At 70.0% G+C, this 15823-nt stretch carries 18 protein-coding genes; 7 read left to right on the top strand and 11 right to left on the bottom strand.

What is annotated here, in order from left to right; all coding sequences use genetic code 11:
* Positions 1 to 11: 11 nt before the first annotated feature.
* Together ACZZ98_RS10985 and ACZZ98_RS10980 are read right to left on the bottom strand one after the other, a co-directional pair.
* Positions 12 to 776: a hypothetical protein gene (locus ACZZ98_RS10985; RefSeq protein WP_463516275.1), complete on the bottom strand. Its 765-nt coding sequence runs from the start codon at positions 774 to 776 to the stop codon at positions 12 to 14.
* Entirely contained in the window at positions 773 to 1705 is a 933-nt protein-coding gene (locus tag ACZZ98_RS10980; protein ID WP_463516274.1) for an ATP-binding cassette domain-containing protein, read from the bottom strand. Before ACZZ98_RS10980 ends, ACZZ98_RS10985 begins: the two co-directional genes overlap by 4 nt.
* Positions 1706 to 1908: 203 nt before the next feature.
* On the opposite strand from ACZZ98_RS10980, the gene ACZZ98_RS10975 reads away from it, so the two are divergent.
* Positions 1909 to 3186: an esterase-like activity of phytase family protein gene (locus ACZZ98_RS10975; RefSeq protein ID WP_463516273.1), complete on the top strand. Its 1278-nt coding sequence runs from the start codon at positions 1909 to 1911 to the stop codon at positions 3184 to 3186.
* A 39-nt stretch (positions 3187 to 3225) separates the two neighbouring features.
* Here ACZZ98_RS10975 and ACZZ98_RS10970 read toward each other — a convergent pair whose 3' ends face one another.
* From ACZZ98_RS10970 to fgd, 8 genes are all read right to left on the bottom strand, one after another.
* Positions 3226 to 3507 (bottom strand): DUF4287 domain-containing protein, encoded by a 282-nt coding sequence (locus ACZZ98_RS10970; RefSeq protein WP_463516272.1) that lies wholly within the window; start codon positions 3505 to 3507, stop codon positions 3226 to 3228.
* A gap of 113 nt (positions 3508 to 3620) precedes the next feature.
* Positions 3621 to 4646, bottom strand: coding sequence for an FG-GAP repeat domain-containing protein (locus ACZZ98_RS10965; protein WP_463516271.1), 1026 nt, complete (start codon positions 4644 to 4646; stop codon positions 3621 to 3623).
* Positions 4647 to 4766: 120 nt separating this feature from the next.
* Positions 4767 to 5426, bottom strand: coding sequence for a class III extradiol ring-cleavage dioxygenase family protein (locus ACZZ98_RS10960; protein WP_463516270.1), 660 nt, complete (start codon positions 5424 to 5426; stop codon positions 4767 to 4769).
* A complete protein-coding gene (folP, locus tag ACZZ98_RS10955; protein ID WP_463516269.1) occupies positions 5423 to 6295 on the bottom strand; it encodes a dihydropteroate synthase in 873 nt (290 codons plus the stop codon). Before folP ends, ACZZ98_RS10960 begins: the two co-directional genes overlap by 4 nt.
* Before the next feature lie 106 nt (positions 6296 to 6401).
* Positions 6402 to 7271, bottom strand: coding sequence for a glucosyl-3-phosphoglycerate synthase (locus tag ACZZ98_RS10950; RefSeq protein ID WP_463516268.1), 870 nt, complete (start codon positions 7269 to 7271; stop codon positions 6402 to 6404).
* Positions 7268 to 8035: an enoyl-CoA hydratase/isomerase family protein gene (locus ACZZ98_RS10945; protein WP_463516267.1), complete on the bottom strand. Its 768-nt coding sequence runs from the start codon at positions 8033 to 8035 to the stop codon at positions 7268 to 7270. The genes ACZZ98_RS10950 and ACZZ98_RS10945 overlap by 4 nt, the downstream gene beginning before the upstream one ends.
* Positions 8032 to 8553, bottom strand: a complete 522-nt coding sequence (locus ACZZ98_RS10940; protein ID WP_463516266.1) for a DoxX family protein — start codon at positions 8551 to 8553, stop codon at positions 8032 to 8034. Before ACZZ98_RS10940 ends, ACZZ98_RS10945 begins: the two co-directional genes overlap by 4 nt.
* Positions 8553 to 9590 carry a glucose-6-phosphate dehydrogenase (coenzyme-F420) gene (fgd, locus tag ACZZ98_RS10935; RefSeq protein WP_463516265.1) on the bottom strand — a complete coding sequence of 346 codons (1038 nt, stop codon included), beginning with the start codon at positions 9588 to 9590 and terminating at the stop codon, positions 8553 to 8555. The genes ACZZ98_RS10940 and fgd overlap by 1 nt, the downstream gene beginning before the upstream one ends.
* Before the next feature lie 39 nt (positions 9591 to 9629).
* Here fgd and ACZZ98_RS10930 point away from each other — a divergent pair, with 39 nt between their 5' ends.
* The 6 genes from ACZZ98_RS10930 to ACZZ98_RS10905 all read left to right on the top strand — a co-directional run bounded on the left by ACZZ98_RS10930 (position 9630) and on the right by ACZZ98_RS10905 (position 14565).
* The gene (locus tag ACZZ98_RS10930) at positions 9630 to 10067 is read left to right on the top strand and encodes a hypothetical protein (RefSeq protein WP_463516264.1); all 438 of its coding nucleotides are present in this window, start codon (positions 9630 to 9632) and stop codon (positions 10065 to 10067) included.
* 85 nt (positions 10068 to 10152) lie between these two features.
* Entirely contained in the window at positions 10153 to 10824 is a 672-nt protein-coding gene (locus tag ACZZ98_RS10925) for a DUF6766 family protein (RefSeq protein ID WP_463516263.1), read from the top strand.
* A 110-nt stretch (positions 10825 to 10934) separates the two neighbouring features.
* On the top strand, positions 10935 to 12053 hold the full coding sequence (locus tag ACZZ98_RS10920) for a Glu/Leu/Phe/Val family dehydrogenase (protein WP_463516262.1): 1119 nt from the start codon (positions 10935 to 10937) through the stop codon (positions 12051 to 12053).
* Between the two features lie 188 nt (positions 12054 to 12241).
* Entirely contained in the window at positions 12242 to 12436 is a 195-nt protein-coding gene (locus ACZZ98_RS10915; RefSeq protein ID WP_463516261.1) for a DUF3073 domain-containing protein, read from the top strand.
* Between the two features lie 84 nt (positions 12437 to 12520).
* Positions 12521 to 14014, top strand: coding sequence for a purine-cytosine permease family protein (locus ACZZ98_RS10910; protein WP_463516260.1), 1494 nt, complete (start codon positions 12521 to 12523; stop codon positions 14012 to 14014).
* Positions 14011 to 14565: a cysteine hydrolase family protein gene (locus tag ACZZ98_RS10905; protein ID WP_463516259.1), complete on the top strand. Its 555-nt coding sequence runs from the start codon at positions 14011 to 14013 to the stop codon at positions 14563 to 14565. The genes ACZZ98_RS10910 and ACZZ98_RS10905 overlap by 4 nt, the downstream gene beginning before the upstream one ends.
* Positions 14566 to 14697: 132 nt before the next feature.
* Here ACZZ98_RS10905 and purM read toward each other — a convergent pair whose 3' ends face one another.
* Complete coding sequence (gene purM, locus ACZZ98_RS10900; protein ID WP_463516258.1) at positions 14698 to 15822, bottom strand: phosphoribosylformylglycinamidine cyclo-ligase; 1125 nt, start codon at positions 15820 to 15822, stop codon at positions 14698 to 14700.
* Position 15823: the final 1 nt, after the last annotated feature.

Raw genomic sequence — 15823 nt, 5'->3', positions numbered from 1 at the left:
GGACGTTTCGGTCAGCCTTCCGCGTCGCTCCGCAGCAGTCGCCAGCCCCCTGCAGCGATCGCGACCACGGCCCACGCGAGGACGGTCGCTCGAGCCGAGGTCGTCGTCATGTCGTCCACCGGCCCCTCGCCGAGGAGGAGGAAGAGCGCACCCGAGCCCGGCAGCCGTGACGACACCGTCGCGGCCCAGTCGAACGGCAGGTTGGCCACGAGCGGGGGCAGGACGAGAAGGAGGGCGATGGCGAGGACGAGTGCCGCGGCCGTGCTTCGCGTCGCGAGGCCCAGACCGATCCCGAGCAGCGCACCGCACCCGATGGCGACGACGACGTCTCCCAGCCCCCGGAGCCCCTCCCCCAGCGGAAGGCCGAGCTCCGGCACGAACGCCCACACCACGGCGCTGGCGGCGATGACGAGACCTGTGCCGAGTGCGGTGACCGTGAGGGCGATGACCGCGCTGCGCGCCGCGAGCAGGATGCCGCGTCGGGGCGTCCACTGCAGGGTGGGCACGATGGCCCCGGTGCCGTGGTCCGCTGCGCTCGAGACCACCGCCCACGCGACCGTCCCGAAGAGGGCGAACATCGCGGTGAACCGAGCGCCGTCCCACGCCGTCGCGTCGGCCGGTGCGGACTCGGGGTTGCTCGCGACGTCGATGCCCACGAGCACCCCGAGACCGACGACCGCGAGCGTGATGACGGAGAGGAAGACCCAGCTGGACCGCACGCTCCAGATCCGGCTCCATTCGGCGCGGCTCGCACGCCCCAGGACTGCGGCGGTCATCGCTGCGCCCCTTCCGCGACGGCGTCGGGCATGTGCCCGACGTGCTCGACGCTCCCCTCCGTGAGGGAGAGGTAGGCGTCCTCGAGGGACTGCTCCACCTGTGCGAGGTGATGAAGGGGTATGCCGTGTGCGTGCGCCAGGTCTCCGATCTCGCTGGCGCGCAGACCGGCGACCTCCAGCTCGTCCGGCCCCGGTCGGGTCATCGTGATCTCCGAACCGAGCGCACCGGCCAGCTCCTCCGGTCGTGGCGTGCGCACGCGCACCCGTGGGCCGCTCAGCCCGCCGAGCATGCCCGCGATGTCGGTGTCGGTGATGAGGCGCCCTCGGCCGATGACGACGACACGGTCGGCGATGAGCTGCATCTCGCTCATGAGGTGGCTCGAGACGAGCACCGTGCGCCCCTCGTCGGCGAAGCCGCGGAAGAGCGTCCGGATCCACCGCACGCCGTCGAGGTCGAGGCCGTTGACGGGCTCGTCGAAGAGCAGCACGGGCGGATCGCCGAGGAGGGCGGCAGCGATCCCGAGGCGTTGTCGCATGCCGAGCGAGTAGCCCTTGACCCGACGCGTGGCTGCCTTCTCCAGCCCCACCTGCTCGATCACCTCGTCGACCCTGGCGAGCGGGATCCCGTTGCTGCGCGCACCGATTCGCAGGTGGCCGCGGCCCGTCCGGCCCGGGTGCATGGCGCCGGCGTCGAGGAGGGCCCCCACCTCGCGCAACGGCGCCGGGAAGTCGGTGTATCGCCGACCGCTCACCGACGCCGACCCGGCCGTGGGCCGGTCCAGTCCCAGGACCATCCGCATCGTCGTCGACTTGCCGGCGCCGTTCGGCCCGAGGAAGCCGGTCACCTTCCCCGACTCCACGTCGAAGGTGAGGTCGTCGACCGCCCGCACCCCGCCATACACCTTCGTCAGCCCGCTGACCCTGATCATCCCTGCCGCCTCTCCTGCCGGACCCGTCGAACCTCGACCTCACGGACGCTAGGGCCCAGCGCCGGGACGGCGGGGGCGGGACGTGTGAAGGTTCCGTGCAGATCGGCGCCGGCTTGCCCGTGCCGCCAACGGGCATGGGGAGTTCGACGGACATTCACCCGCTCGTATGCCGTCCGTTCCCCTCGGCTGGGCAGGCTGCGCCCATGACCTCTCGCCGACTTCCCCTGCCCGCCGCCGCGATCGCCCTGGTCGGAGCCATTCTCGTCGCTCCGACCGTCGCCGCGGCCGCGCGCCCGGTTCCTGCCCCCACGGGAGCTGAGGTGCTCGGCTTCTCGGTGCTGCCCGCGGAGACCTACGTCCCCGGCAGCGAGGCATCCGGCCACTGGACGACCGGCAACGCCGTCGTGCCCGCGCCCTACCCGGGCCAGCCGGTGCAGGGCTTCTCGGGCACCCACCGCAACGCGGACGGCTCCTACCTCGTGCTCAGCGACAACGGGTTCGGGTCCAAGGCCAACAGCCAGGACGCCCTCCTCGCGCTGCATCGGATCCGGCCGAACACGACAACTGGTGAGACGGCATACGAGACAACGCTTTTCACCTTCTCGGACCCGCAGCGACTCATCCCGTGGCAGACGTGGCGCGACGGTGGCTGCGCGGCGGCGGGCTCGCTGCCTGCGGGCTACTCGTGCCCGGCCCCGGACCGCAAGCTCACCGGCTGGGACTTCGATCCCGAGTCCCTGCAGGTCGGCACGGACGGGACGTTCTGGGTGGGTGAGGAGTTCGGCCCCTACCTGCTGCACTTCGACGCTCGGGGCGAGCTGCTCGAGGCGCCGGTCGCGACACCGGGGGTGAAGTCACCGTCGAACCCGACCCTGGGCTCGGCGATCCCTGACATCGCGAACTCCAAGGGGTTCGAGGGGCTGGCGATCTCCCCCGACGGACGCACCCTGTACCCGATGCTCGAGGGTTCGACCGCGCAGGACAAGGCTGCCGGACTGGCGAGCGACCTGCGGATCTATGAGGCGCCCATCGCCAAGGGCGGCACGGCGAGCTTCACGGGTGACTTCCGGCGCTATCGGATGGAGGACCCGGCGAACGCGCTCGGCGACTTCATCGCGATCAACAAGCACCAGTTCCTCGTCATCGAGCGCGACAACGGCCAAGGTCCGACGGCGGTCTTCAAGCGGATCTATCTCGTGGACACGCGTGGTGTCGCCAGCAACGGCTACGTCAAGAAGACGCTGCTCGTCGACCTCATGAACGTCCCGAACCCCACTGGTGCCGGCGGGTTCGGTGACCCGTTCACCTTCCCGTTCTTCACCATCGAGGACGCGGAGCTGGTCGACGACCGCACGATCGCGGTGATGAACGACAACAACTTCCCCGCCGCCGGCGGTCGCAGCGCCACGGAGCCAGATCGCAACGAGTTCGTCCTCATCCGCCTCGCCTCGGCCCTCCAGGTGGACCACCGACTGCTCTGAGGGCTGGCGGACATCCGCCCTGATCCCCCGGGCGCAGGGCTAGCGGTTGGCGATGCCGTCCAGTCGCAGGACGTCCGCCTCGTCCCGGTGGACGCCGTCCGTGCCGACGTGCTTGTCGGAGATGCCGGCGCCGTTCTTGATCACGTGCACCAACGCCATGCCGTGCCCGCGACCGAGCCCGTGGTCGTCGGCCAGCCAGGCAAGGATCTCGCCGGCCTTCGTGTCCGGCCCGAACCCGCGCGCGTGCGCCTGATCCACGAGCTCCTGCGGGGTGTGGCCGGTCTTCTTCTCAGCGGCATCGAGGTAGGCCTGGAAGGACATGCTGACTCCTTGAGTGCGTCGGTTCGTGCTCTGTCACTCATGGTGCCGAACGGGTACCAGCGTTTTCGACACATTCGACACCGAGGATTTGGCGGGTCAGCCGCGCGCTGGGCTCAGGGGCTCTCGCAGCCGATCCCGTCGCCATCTGAGTCGAAGTTGTGCGGGTCCGCAGGGAGCACGACGAACCGCCGATGGGTGATGTCACCGCAGTCGAGATCTGGCGGAGGCGGCGGGATGCATACCCCGGGGTAGGCCGAGTCACAGCCAGCAGAGGGAGGCGGAGGCGGTGGGGGTGGCGGCGGCGTGGCCGTGTAGTTCTCCACGGCTCGGATGTACCAGGTGCCGTTCGAAGGGCGCCACACGACGTGGTCCGCCACTGCCGTTCCGAGGAAGTTGCCCGTCTGGGGGACATCGCCCAACCGGCCCCAGGAGATCGAGGAGCCACCTCGCACGAACCACACCCCAGTGCCGGGACGCCATACCGCCAGGCTGTTGGCACTCGTGCTCAGAAACGTGGCAGGCACCGGCACGTCACCGGCCGTGCCGAACGCGAAGGTGCTCGCTCCCCTGACGAACCACTGACCCGTGGAGGGACGGAACACAGTCAGGTCCGCGCGACGGTCCCCCACATACTGACCCGGCTTCGGGACGTCGCCCGCGCGTCCCCAAGCGATCGTCGAGCCCCCCCGAACGAGCCACTGACCTGTCGTCGGCCGGAAGACAGCAATGTCCGCCCGCCCGTCGCCGGTGTAGTCGGCGGCGACCGGCGTGTCTCCCTTCACGCCCCAGCGGACCATCGCCTTGCCCCGGACGTACCAGCCGCCGTCGGAGGGGCGGAAGACCGCCAGCTCGGCTCGACCGTCGCCCGTGTAGTCGGCAGCGACCGGGATGTCACCGGCGCGGCCCCAGGCGACCGACCCCATCCCTCGGACGTGCCAGACGCCGGTGGACGGTCTCCACACGGCGAGGTCGCTGCGGGCATCCCCGAAGAAGTTCGCGGCGACGGGGACATCTCCTTGGGTCCCCCACGCGATGGTGGAGGTGATCACTCGGGTGGCTCCGGACGACGGGGCGGCCGCGAGGCCGAGCATGCTCACGAGCAACGACAGAACCGTTGCGACGCGGACGGAACGAGCCATGGTGGTCTCCAACGACGGCGTTGACGTGAGTGCTGGCAATCGTTCCCGCCACCCAGATCCTGATGACCCGAAGTCAAGCACTCCGTCGCCGCCCTCGGAGCCCAATCGCAGATACCCAGGTCAGCCCTCGGATTTCAGGTGGGCGACGACGTAGAGCACACCGAAGGGGTCACTCACCTCGCACGACTCCACCCGGTATGCCGTCCGCTCGCCGTGCGAGCCGCCGCTCGACTGGGCGCCCAGTGCCGCGGCGAGCACCTGCAGGGGCGCGCGGCCGGCGACGAGCAGCTCGGCGCACAGCGCGGCGTCGAGGTCGAGGAGTCGATGGAGCCCACCCTCGGCGCTCCCGCGAATGGCATCGACGATCGTGTCGTCGAGCCCAGATGCGCGAGGATCAAGATGCCCCGGCGCCTTCTCGGTGCGACAGGCTGATCCATCAGCGACGACGAGCAGCGTTGTGGCACTGGCGGAGTCGAGAGCCTGGCCGACCGCGACACACGCCTCACGGGTGGCATCCCACGGCACGCCGACATGCTCGACGTCGAAGTTCTCATGGGTCGCTGCGAGCAGACGGTCGGCCACCCGAAGGCCGATCGCCTGCTTCGTGCTGCGCGGCTCCCGGTCTGTGGGGTGCACGACGACGACGTGGTGCGCCGACGCGACGGCGTCGCGGACGACCTCGACGCAGGACCCGAGCAGCTCCGGCACCGCCGCCGTCCGCCCCTGGTACTCCGGAAGCAGCAAAGGCGCACCCGGCACGATGACGACGTCGGTGATCATGCGAGCCCCCGGGTCGCCCGCCCGGGCGGCAGGTCACCGGCGATGACCGACACCATGTCGAGCACCTGCCGAGTCTCGACGACCTCGTGAACGCGATAGATGTGGGCGCCGTGCCACGCCGAGATCGCCGTCGCCGCAAGGGTTCCCGTCAGGCGCTCACCCACGGGCAAGTCCAGCGCCTCCCCCACGAAGTCCTTGTTGGACAGCGACACGAGCAACGGCCACCCCAGGGCCACGAGCTCGTCGAGCCGTCGGGTGACCTCGAGCGAGTGCCAGGAGTTCTTGCCGAAGTCGTGGGCGGGGTCGATGACGATCCGGTCTCGCGCGACTCCGACGGACACAGCTCGGTCGGCCTGTGCCACAAGGGACTCAACGACGGACTCGACCACGTCGTCGTACTCGATCCGGTGCGGGCGCGTCCTCGGCGTCACGCCACCGGTATGGGTGCACACGACGGCCGCATCGAACTCCGCCGCGACCTCGACCAGGCTGGGATCCGCCCCACCCCACGCGTCGTTGAGGATGTCGGCACCAGCCTCGAGCACGGCACGACCCACGGAGGCCCGCCACGTGTCGACGCTGATGAGCAGGTCGGGATGCTCGGCGCGCACCGCGGCAACGAAGTCGACGACGCGCGCCTTCTCCTCGTCAGCACCGATCTCGACCCCCGGGGCCGCCTTGATCCCACCGATGTCCACGATGTCGGCTCCCTGCGCCACGACCTCGCGCACGCGCTCGAAGGCCGCGTCCTCATGCCAGGTCGACCCCTTGTCGTAGAAGGAGTCAGGGGTGCGGTTGACGATCGCCATGACGAGCCGCGCAGACGCGTCGAACGTGCGGGACCCGAGACGGAAGGTGAGCTCGCTCATCGGACCTCCGCGGACGGCATACCCACGGTGTCGGCCGGAGGCCGCTCCCCCGTCGCCACAGCGGTGACCTGCGGGTCGAACCCCGCTGAGCCGCGGGTGTACTGCGTCAGCTCCACGGTGGATGCATGGTGGAGGTCCTCGGTGACCGGGCCGACGCGACGGCGGTCAGCTGCCGCCAGGACCTGGACCGCCATGAGACCGAGCGTGTCATGACGGTGGTGGCGGTGCGTGCGCAGCCCCAGGTCCACCTGCGCGATCGCTTCGACCCCGAACTGGTCGGCCGTGTCGAGAACGGCTGCGATCTCGACGCCGTAGCCGACAGGCACGGAGAAGCCGGCAAGCTCGCGCGGCGAATCGCCCACTCCCCCGAGAGCGGCTGGACGATGCCGGCCAGCTCGGGTCGGTGGAGTGCGAGCCACGGACGCGCCACGAGCTCGGTGACCCGGCCACCCGTCTCCTCCTGCTGTCCGGACGCATCGAGCATCGGCCGGTCATAGACCGCCTTGACCAGATGGACGTCATCGCGCATGAGCAGCGGCCCGAGGAGGCCGGTGACGAAGTGCGTGCCCCAGTCGACGAGGTCGGCGTCGACGAAGACGACGAGGTCGCCGGACGTGACGAGCTGCGACTTCCACAGCGCCTCGCCCTTGCCCTCGACGGTGCCGAGCTCGGGCCGGATGTCCTTGGCGGAGAACACCTTTGCACCCGCGTCGCGCGCGACCGCGGCCGTTTCGTCGGTGGAGTCGGAGTCGATGACGACGACCTCGTCGACCAGCCCGCCCCGATCCGCCGGGACGAAGTCGGCGAGGATCCGCTCGACGACATCACCGACCGTGGCCGCCTCGTTCCTGGCGGGGATGACGACGGAGACCGTCCGGTCGCCCTTGAGCGCCAGCAAGTCCGCGAGAGTCCAGTCAGCTGCCGCGTATGCCGTCCGCTCCCCTCCGTCTGCGCCCTCCCCCATCGCGGTCGTCACGCGCCGAACGTCGGGCGGCGCTTCTCGCGGAAGGCGGTGAGGCCCTCCACGAAGTCGTCGGTGCGCAGCAGTGCGTGCTGGCCGCGCTCCTCGCGGTCGAGCGCGGCAGCAAGGTCGAGCGCCGCGTCGGTGATGGCTGCCGTCGTGAGCGCGGTGCCGTCTGGTGCCAGAGCAGCAAGCTGCGACGTCAGCTCGTCGGCACGAGCCGAGAAACCCTCTGCAGCAACGGACTCAGCGACGAGGCCCCAGGCGGCAGCAGTGGCTCCGCTGATCTTCTCGCCGGTCAGGGCAAGGCGCAGGGCGCGAGCGCGGCCAATCGACGCCACGACGAGGGCTGTCGCGCCGCCATCAGGCATCAGACCAAGGGCGCCGAAGGCCAGGAGGAGGGTGGCCTCGTCGCTGACGAGCACGTAGTCCGCGGCGAGGGCGATGGACAATCCCGCCCCCGCAGCGACACCGGGGACGAGCGCCAGCACGGGCGTGCGGGCTTCGAGGATCGCGCGAACCGCGGAGCCCAGGCCGAACAGCGTGGCATCCAGGTCGCCGATCTCCTCGTAGGGGACGATGTTCGCCCCGGCCGAGAACGCCCGCCCCTCGCCCGACAGGACGATGACCCGCACCGCCGGGTCCGCGTCGATCCGGGCGACCTCGGCGGTCAGGATGTCGAGCATCGACGGGTCCAGGGAGTTGAGCCGGTCCGGCATGGCGAACGTGATGCGCCCGACCGCCCCTTCCACCGCCACGGTCACTCCGGCGTCGGTCATGCGTCTGTCTTCGTGGCGTCCGGGCGATAGGAGGTGAGGAGGAGTCCAGCGGCCCCAGCGAGCCCACCCACGAGGGCGATGACCCCCCAGCCGAGCCCGGCGAGGTCCAGTCCCAGTGCGTTGTCGAGCGACCAGCGCCCCGGCCCGACGACAGCCAACGCCACGGCGACGATCCCCACGAGGACGACGTACTCGGCGCCGCCCTTGAAGATGAAGTAGCCCTTGCCCCGGTGGTCGGTGAGCGCGGCGACCGTCATGAGGCCGACGAAGGCCATCGCGCCGAGTCCGTTGAGCAGCCCGAGCGTCACGATGAGCCCGGCACCGATCTCGGTGGCGGCGGCCACGCGGGCGTGCAGCCAGCCGGGCCTGAGGCCGAGCGACTCGAACCAGCCGGCCGTCCCGGCAAGACCGCCCTGCACCTTGTTGAGCCCGTGGAGGACGAGCATCGGTCCGAGTGCCAGGCGGATGACCAGCGAGGCGACGTCGAGCTCGGTGGAGGAGATCGCGGTGGCGTCCATCAGTGCTGCTCCTTGGTCAGGTCGGCGGGCACGAGCTCGCGCAGGCCCGGCAGGACCTGCTCGGTGAGGGTGCGCAGGAAGCGCTCCTGGTCGTGGCCCGGTCCGTGGAGGACGAGGTGGTCGAAGCCGAGGTCGGTGTACTCCTTGACCGCAGCGACCACGTCCTCGGGTTTGGAGGCGACGATCCAGCGCTTCGCGACCTGCTCGATGGGCAGCTCGTCGGCGGCCCGCTCCATCTCGGTGGGGCTGTGGATCGAGTGCTTCTGCTCGGCGGTCAGCGACAGGGGCGCCCAGAAGCGGGTGTTCTCGAGGGCCTGGTCGGCGTCCGGGTCCCACGACACCTTGATCTCGATCATCTTGTCGATGCTGCCGATGTCGCCCTTGTCCGCCTTGGCGAGACCCTCGGCCACGGCGGGCAGCAGCTTGTCGGCATAGAGCTCGCGCCCCTTGCCCGAGGTGCAGATGAAACCGTCACCGGACCGGCCGGCATACCGCGCGACGAGGGGACCACCGGCAGCGATGTAGACGGGGATCGGGGTATCCGGGCGGTCGAAGATGCGCGCGTCCTCGGTCCGGTAGTAGTCGCCCTCGAACGTCACCGACTCCTCGGTCCACAGCGCGCGCATCAGCCTGACGGACTCCCGCAGCCGGGCGTAGCGCTCCTTGAACTCGGGCCACCCGCTCTCCGGCACCGAACCCACGGCCACCTCGTTGAGCGCCTCACCGGTGCCGACACCGAGCATGATGCGGCCGGGCGCGAGGCACCCCAACGTCGCGAACGTCTGCGCCACCACGGCCGGGTTGTAGCGGAAGGTCGGGGTCATGACCGACGTCCCGAGCATCACCCGCTCGGTGCGGGCCGCGACCCACGACAGCCACGCGAGGGAGTTGGGCGCGTGACCCCCTTCGAGCCGCCACGGTTGGAAGTGGTCCGAGATCGTGACGGAGTCCAGTCCCAGCTCTTCGGCGAGCACGGCGTATGCCGCCAGGTCGGAGGGGGCGAACTGCTCCGCCGAAGCCTTGTAGCCGATGCGCATGTCCCCCATCCTCTCCCATGCCGGTGCCATAGTGACGAGGTGCTGATTCGAGTGACCCAACGACGCCGTATGCCGCGGCTCGCCCTCGCCGGTGCGGCTCTGCTCGCGCTCGTGTCGCTGAGCGGCTGCGCCGGGCGCGGGTCGGTCGAGCAGGAGGCGGTCCGGTCCACGGCGTCCAGCTTCGTGCTCGCCACGAGCTCTGATCCGGCGGAGGCGTGCGCCATGCTGGCACCCGCCACGACAGAGGAGCTCGCAGGCGACGGCGAGGAGTGCACCGACCTCGTCACCGACGCTGCCGGCTCCGCCCCCGATGCTGACGCGCTCGACGTCGAGGTCTACGGCCGGGACGCGATGGCCCGGTCCGGCGACAAGGCGATCTTCCTCGCCCGTTTCGACGACGGCTGGCGGGTGACCGCGGCCGGGTGCACACCGCGCGGCGAGGACCTTCCCTACGACTGCACCATCGAAGGGCGGTGAGGGCCGTGCGCTGGTCGTTCATCGGGTGGGTGCTGTTCATCGTCGCCGGGCTCACGTGGTGCCTCGTCATGGGAGTGACTGGACGATGAGACGTCTGCGTGACCACGGGCTGGCCCTCGTCTTCGGCACCCTGCTGCTCCTCGCCCTCGTGGGCCAGGCGGTCTCGGGACTCGCAGAGGTCAACGGTGAGGCCCGGGACCACGGTCTCGCGACGATCGGGATGGGCGAGTACCTCGCGTCCTCGAGCTTCGCCGTCGACCTCGCCGAGAACTGGCAGTCGGAGTATCTCCAGTTCCTCCTCTTCATCGTGCTGACGGTCTGGTTCGTCCAGAAGGGTTCCCCGGAGTCCAAGGAGCTGGACAAGGTCGGCCGGGAGAGCGACAAGGACCAGCAGGTCGGGCGGTACGCCACACCCGAGTCTCCGGCATGGGCGAAGGTCGACGGCTGGCGGCGCGGCCTCTACTCACACTCCCTCGGGCTCGTCATGGCCGCGATCTTCATCGGCTCGTGGGCGGCTCAGTTCGTGGCGGGCCACGCGGCATACAACGCAGACCAGATCCGCGATCTCAAGGCACCTCTGGGCTGGGGCGACTATCTCGCCGCGCCGGACTTCTGGAGCAGGACGTTCCAGAACTGGCAGTCCGAGTTCCTCGCGGTCGCGAGCATGGTCGTCCTCTCGATCTACCTGCGCGAGCGGGGCTCTCCGGAGTCCAAGCCGGTCGGCGCATCCCACGAGGCGACCGGGACCGAGGGCTGAGGTCGACGCCGGTGACGCGTCCGCGGGCCTAGGCTTGGAACTGCGTGAGATCCACGCATGCCCCACGCTGCGTCATCCCGCGGCCCAGCACTGACAAAGGAGTCACCACCGTGACCGCGTCGCCCACGACCTCCGCTCCCGCGCGTTCGACCGCTGCGTCGAACCTCTCGCCGGCTGAGCACGAACAGGTCATCCACTGCTCCGACCCCGCGTCCGGCCTGCGTGCGATCATCGCGATCCACAACACCGCCCTCGGCCCGGCCCTCGGTGGCACCCGGTTCTACCCCTACGCCAGTGACGACGAGGCGCTCGCCGACGTCCTGCGCCTCTCTCGTGGGATGTCCTACAAGAACGCGGTCGCGGGCATCCCCCACGGCGGCGGCAAGGCCGTGATCATCGGCGACCCCTCGACCCTCAAGACCCCCGAGCTGCTGCGGTCCTACGGCCGCTTCGTCGAGAGCCTGGGCGGGCGCTACGTCACCGCCTGTGACGTGGGCACCTACGTGCAGGACATGGACGTCGTGGCCGAGACCACCCGTTTCGCCACGGGTCGCTCACCGGAGAACGGTGGAGCAGGAGACTCGTCGGTGCTCACGGCATACGGCGTCTTCCAGGGCATGCGCGCCGCCGCCCAGCACACCTGGGGCGAGCCGACGCTGCGCGGTCGCCGCGTCGGCATCGCCGGCGTGGGCAAGGTGGGACGCATCCTCGCCGGTCACCTCGTCGAGGACGGAGCGCAGGTCGTCGTGACCGACGTGAACGCCGCCGCTGTCACGGCCCTGCAGGCGGTCCACCCCGCGATCGAGACGTTGGGCGACGTCGCCGCCCTCGTGCGCGACGACCTCGACGTCTACGCCCCGTGCGCCCTCGGGGGTGCGCTGGACGACGACACCGTCGACGTCCTGAAGGCCCGCATCGTCTGCGGTGGCGCCAACAACCAGCTCGTCACCGAGGGGGACGGCGGCACCGCCGACCGGCTCGTCGCCCGTGGCATCACCTACTGCCCCGACTTCCTCGTCAACGCCGGCGGAGTGATCCAGGTGAGCGACGAGCTGCGCGGCTTCGACTTCGACCGGGCCAAGCTCGGCGCGACCGCGATCTTCGAGCACACCCTGGAGGTCCTGCGCACGGCCGACGAGCGTGGCGAGACCTCTGCGGCGGCGGCCGACCACATCGCCGAGGAGCGCATGCGGGCCGGGTTGTCGACCATCTGGCTGCCCCACCGCTGACCGGCTGCCCGACGTGTCGGGCGACACCGTCCCAAGAGTCGACCCCTGGAGCGGAATCACCTCGGCCTGCTGTAGCGTTGACCCCACGACAAACACACGATTCCCGGGACCACAGCTCGACTTGGGATGACCCCTCGGGGCCGTCCCTTCGGGTATGTCGCCCGGCAGACGCACAAGGGGGTCTCGCCATGGGGCGCGGCCGAGCAAAAGCCAAGCAGACCAAGGTGGCACGGGAGCTGAAGTACTACAGCCCCGACACCGACCTGAGTTCGCTTGAGCGCGAACTCCACGGCAGCTCCTCGACGCTGCCCTCGACTCGGGTCGCCGAGTCCGACGGCGACGAGGACGACGACTACGACAAGTGGGCCAGCGGACGTCGTTGACGTCTGACGGTCCGCTCGATCCTCTTTTGCCTGTCCTCGTGCGACTCGTGCGATCCGCTGCCTGAGGTCTGAGATGCTCTGGGCATGACTGACGTGCGCACTGCCGAGGATGCCCAGCGTCTCGGCGTCGAGACCACCGGCATCGAGATCATCGACGAGGCGGAACGCACCGCCGCACCCCGAGACCTCTTCTGGCCCTGGTTCGCGGCCAACGTGTCGGTGTTCGGGATCTCCTACGCGGCCTTCGTCCTCGGCTTCGGCATCTCCTTCTGGCAGGCCGCCGTCGTGACGGTCGTCGGCATCGTGGTCTCGTTCGCTCTGTGCGGGGTCATCGCCATCGCCGGCAAGCGTGGCTCGGCGCCGACGATGGTCCTCTCGCGTGCCGCGTTCGGCGTCAAGGGGCAGAAAGTGCCGGGTGTCATCTCCTGGCTGGTCTCGATCGGCTGGGAGACCGCACTGGCCATCCTCGCCGTGCTCGCGACCTCGACGATCTTCGAGCGGCTGGGGTGGGGTGGCGGAACTGCCACCAAGGTCGTCGCCTCCGTCGTCGTCGCCGCCCTGATCGTCGCTGCCGCGGTGGCCGGCTACCACGTCATCATGCGGATGCAGTCGGTCCTCACGTGGGTCACCGGCGCCATCACCCTCCTCTACATCGTCATGACCGTGGGCGACGTCGACTGGTCGGCCGTGTCCGCCATGCCGTCCGGGGGCATCGGCGCCACGATCGGCGCCTTCGTCATGGTCATGACCGGCTTCGGCCTCGGCTGGATCAACATCGCCGCCGACTGGTCGCGATACCAGCACCGTGATGCGAGTGGCACCGCGATCGTCGGCTGGAACACCTTCGGTGGCGCCCTGGCCCCCGTCCTGCTCGTGACCTTCGGGCTGGCCCTCGCCGGGTCCGACCCCGCCGTGCTCGAGGGGATCGGTGCCGACCCGATCGGCACCCTGGCCACGCTGCTCCCGACCTGGGTGCTCGTGCCCTTCCTCCTCGCGGCCGTCCTGTCGCTCGTATCCGGAGCGGTCCTCGGCATCTACTCGTCCGGTCTCACCCTGCTCTCGCTGGGAGTGCGGATCCCTCGCCCCGTGGCGGCTCTCGTCGACGGCATCATCCTCACCGTCGGCACGTTCTTCGTCGTCTTCGTCGCAGAGGACTTCCTCGGACCGTTCCAGTCCTTCCTCATCACCCTCGGCGTCCCGCTCGCCTCGTGGGCGGGCATCATGATCGCCGACATCGCGCTGCGCAGGCGCGACTACGACGACGACGCCCTCTTCGACTCGACCGGGCGCTATGGAGCCTTCGACTGGGTGTCGATCGGGACGATGGTCGGGGCCTCGGTGCTCGGCTGGGGCCTCGTCGTCAACAGCTACGCCGACGACGCGGCATGGAACAACTGGCAGGGCTTCCTGCTCGACCCGCTCGGCCTGGGGACGTTCGTCGAGGACCCGGCCGGGTCCTACTGGGAGGGCACCTTCGCCTACGCCAACCTCGGTGTCCTGCTCGCGTTCCTCCTCTCGTTCGCCATCACCTATGTCGCCCGGCGTGGCACGGTGCGGCGTCAGGAGAGCGGGGCGTGACCCGGACGCCCATCGATGCCGTGGAGCCTCTCGACGACGAGTGGCTCGTCATCATCGACCCGCAGCTGGTCTTCGCCGACCCGGAGTCCAGCCCGTGGGGATCACCGATGTGGGCGGAGGCGATGCCGCGCATCGCCCGTCTCACCACGGCATACGCCGGCAGGGTCGTCGTGACCCGCTTCGTCGCCGACCCCGGACTCGGCGGCTCGTGGGCCGACTACTACGACGACTGGCAGTTCGCACTCGTCCCCGACGAGGACCCCCTGTATGCCGTCGTGCCGGAACTCGCGCCTCTCGCCGACCATGTGGTCACCGAGGGGACCTTCGGCAAGTGGGGTCCGGGGCTGCGGTCGGTCGTGGGCGACCAGCCTCGCATCGCCCTCGCGGGGGTCGCCACCGACTGCTGCGTCATCGCGACCGCCATCCCGGCGGGCGACGCGGGGGCGAAGGTGCGGGTCGTGGCCGACGCCTGCGCGGGATCCGGGATCGCCGCGCACGAGCAGGCGCTGCGCGCCATGGAGCTGTTCGCTCCCCAGATCATCGTCCTCTGAGCCCCGTTGGTTTCTCACCCAATTCCCCCGAATCCCACACGCGCAGGATGGTGAGTATCGGGGGAATTGGGTGAGAAACGCACATCGGGAGGAGGCACACGGCGGCGGTGGTGGCGGGACGGTTGCGGTGGGTCAGGCCCTGGGGTGCGAGCCGACGACCTGCACCGAGCCGCCGTCGACGCCCTTGGCTCCCCTGATGACCTCGACGCCGTCCTCGATGGGCGCGCCCTCGAGTGCTGTCACCTCACCCATCGTCCACGCCGCGATGCCGCTCCGGGCCAGGGTGGACACGGCCAGCTCGGCCTGTTCGGCCGGGAGCATCGCGACGAACCCGACGCCCATGTTGAGGGTGCGCTCGACGTCGGCCTGCGGCACCTGACCAAGCCGCTGGACGGTCGAGAAGACGGCCGGCGGAGTCCACGTGCTGCGGTCGACACGCGCGAACACGTCGTCGGGCAGGACCCGCGCGAGGTTCGCAGCGAGACCGCCGCCCGTGACGTGCGAGAGGGCATGGATGTCGAGGCCATCGGTGCCGATGAGGTCGAGCAGGTCGCGGGAGTAGACGCGGGTCGGCTCGAGCAGCTCCTCACCCAGGGTGCGACCGAACTCGGCCACGTGCCGGTCGAGTGCCCATCCGGCGTGCTCGATCACCTTGCGCACGAGCGAGTAGCCGTTGGAGTGCAGGCCCGAGCTGGCCAGCCCCAGCACCACGTCACCGGTGCAAACGCGCTGGGGGCCGAGCACAGCGGCATACTCCACGACTCCGGTCGCGGCGCCGGCGACGTCGTACTCGTGCGGCTCGAGGAGGCCGGGGTGCTCGGCGGTCTCGCCACCGACGAGAGCCACACCGGCCTGCTCGCAGGCCCGGGCTATGCCGCCGACGATGGCGGCGATGCGCTCCGGGACGACCTTGCCGGTCGCGATGTAGTCGGTCATGAAGAGCGGCTCCGCGCCGCACACGACGATGTCGTCGACGACCATCCCGACGAGGTCGAACCCGATGGTGTCGTGGATGTCGAGGGCTTGGGCGATCGCGACCTTGGTGCCGACACCGTCCGTGCTTGTCGCGAGGACCGGGCGGTCCATGCGGGCGATCGCAGAGGCGTCGAACATCCCCGCGAAACCACCGAGCCCGCCGAGCACCTCGGGCCGGGTCGCGCGACGGACGTCGGCCTTCATCAGCTCGACGGCCTTGTCACCGGCCTCGACGTCGACTCCTGCCGCGGCATAGGTGATCTGTTCGCCCTGGTCGCTCACG

It is taken from the genome of Knoellia sp. AC549, from assembly GCF_979258975.1.
Note: the sequence above shows the minus strand (reverse complement) of the source record. Positions and strands in the feature narration are given on the sequence as shown.

Excerpts from the sequence above, each read along its gene's own strand:
- ACZZ98_RS10960 (WP_463516270.1), bottom strand. The coding sequence starts at position 5,426 with ATGATCACCGACGTCGTCATCGTGCCGGGTGCGCCTTTGCTGCTTCCG.
- ACZZ98_RS10970 (WP_463516272.1), bottom strand. The coding sequence starts at position 3,507 with ATGTCCTTCCAGGCCTACCTCGATGCCGCTGAGAAGAAGACCGGCCAC.
- ACZZ98_RS10985 (WP_463516275.1), bottom strand. The coding sequence starts at position 776 with ATGACCGCCGCAGTCCTGGGGCGTGCGAGCCGCGCCGAATGGAGCCGG.
- ACZZ98_RS10915 (WP_463516261.1), top strand. The coding sequence starts at position 12,242 with ATGGGGCGCGGCCGAGCAAAAGCCAAGCAGACCAAGGTGGCACGGGAG.
- ACZZ98_RS10925 (WP_463516263.1), top strand. The coding sequence starts at position 10,153 with ATGAGACGTCTGCGTGACCACGGGCTGGCCCTCGTCTTCGGCACCCTG.
- ACZZ98_RS10980 (WP_463516274.1), bottom strand. The coding sequence starts at position 1,705 with ATGATCAGGGTCAGCGGGCTGACGAAGGTGTATGGCGGGGTGCGGGCG.
- folP (WP_463516269.1), bottom strand. The coding sequence starts at position 6,295 with ATGAGCGAGCTCACCTTCCGTCTCGGGTCCCGCACGTTCGACGCGTCT.
- ACZZ98_RS10910 (WP_463516260.1), top strand. The coding sequence starts at position 12,521 with ATGACTGACGTGCGCACTGCCGAGGATGCCCAGCGTCTCGGCGTCGAG.
- ACZZ98_RS10940 (WP_463516266.1), bottom strand. The coding sequence starts at position 8,553 with ATGGACGCCACCGCGATCTCCTCCACCGAGCTCGACGTCGCCTCGCTG.
- fgd (WP_463516265.1), bottom strand. The coding sequence starts at position 9,590 with ATGCGCATCGGCTACAAGGCTTCGGCGGAGCAGTTCGCCCCCTCCGAC.
- ACZZ98_RS10945 (WP_463516267.1), bottom strand. The coding sequence starts at position 8,035 with ATGACCGACGCCGGAGTGACCGTGGCGGTGGAAGGGGCGGTCGGGCGC.
- ACZZ98_RS10965 (WP_463516271.1), bottom strand. The coding sequence starts at position 4,646 with ATGGCTCGTTCCGTCCGCGTCGCAACGGTTCTGTCGTTGCTCGTGAGC.
- ACZZ98_RS10975 (WP_463516273.1), top strand. The coding sequence starts at position 1,909 with ATGACCTCTCGCCGACTTCCCCTGCCCGCCGCCGCGATCGCCCTGGTC.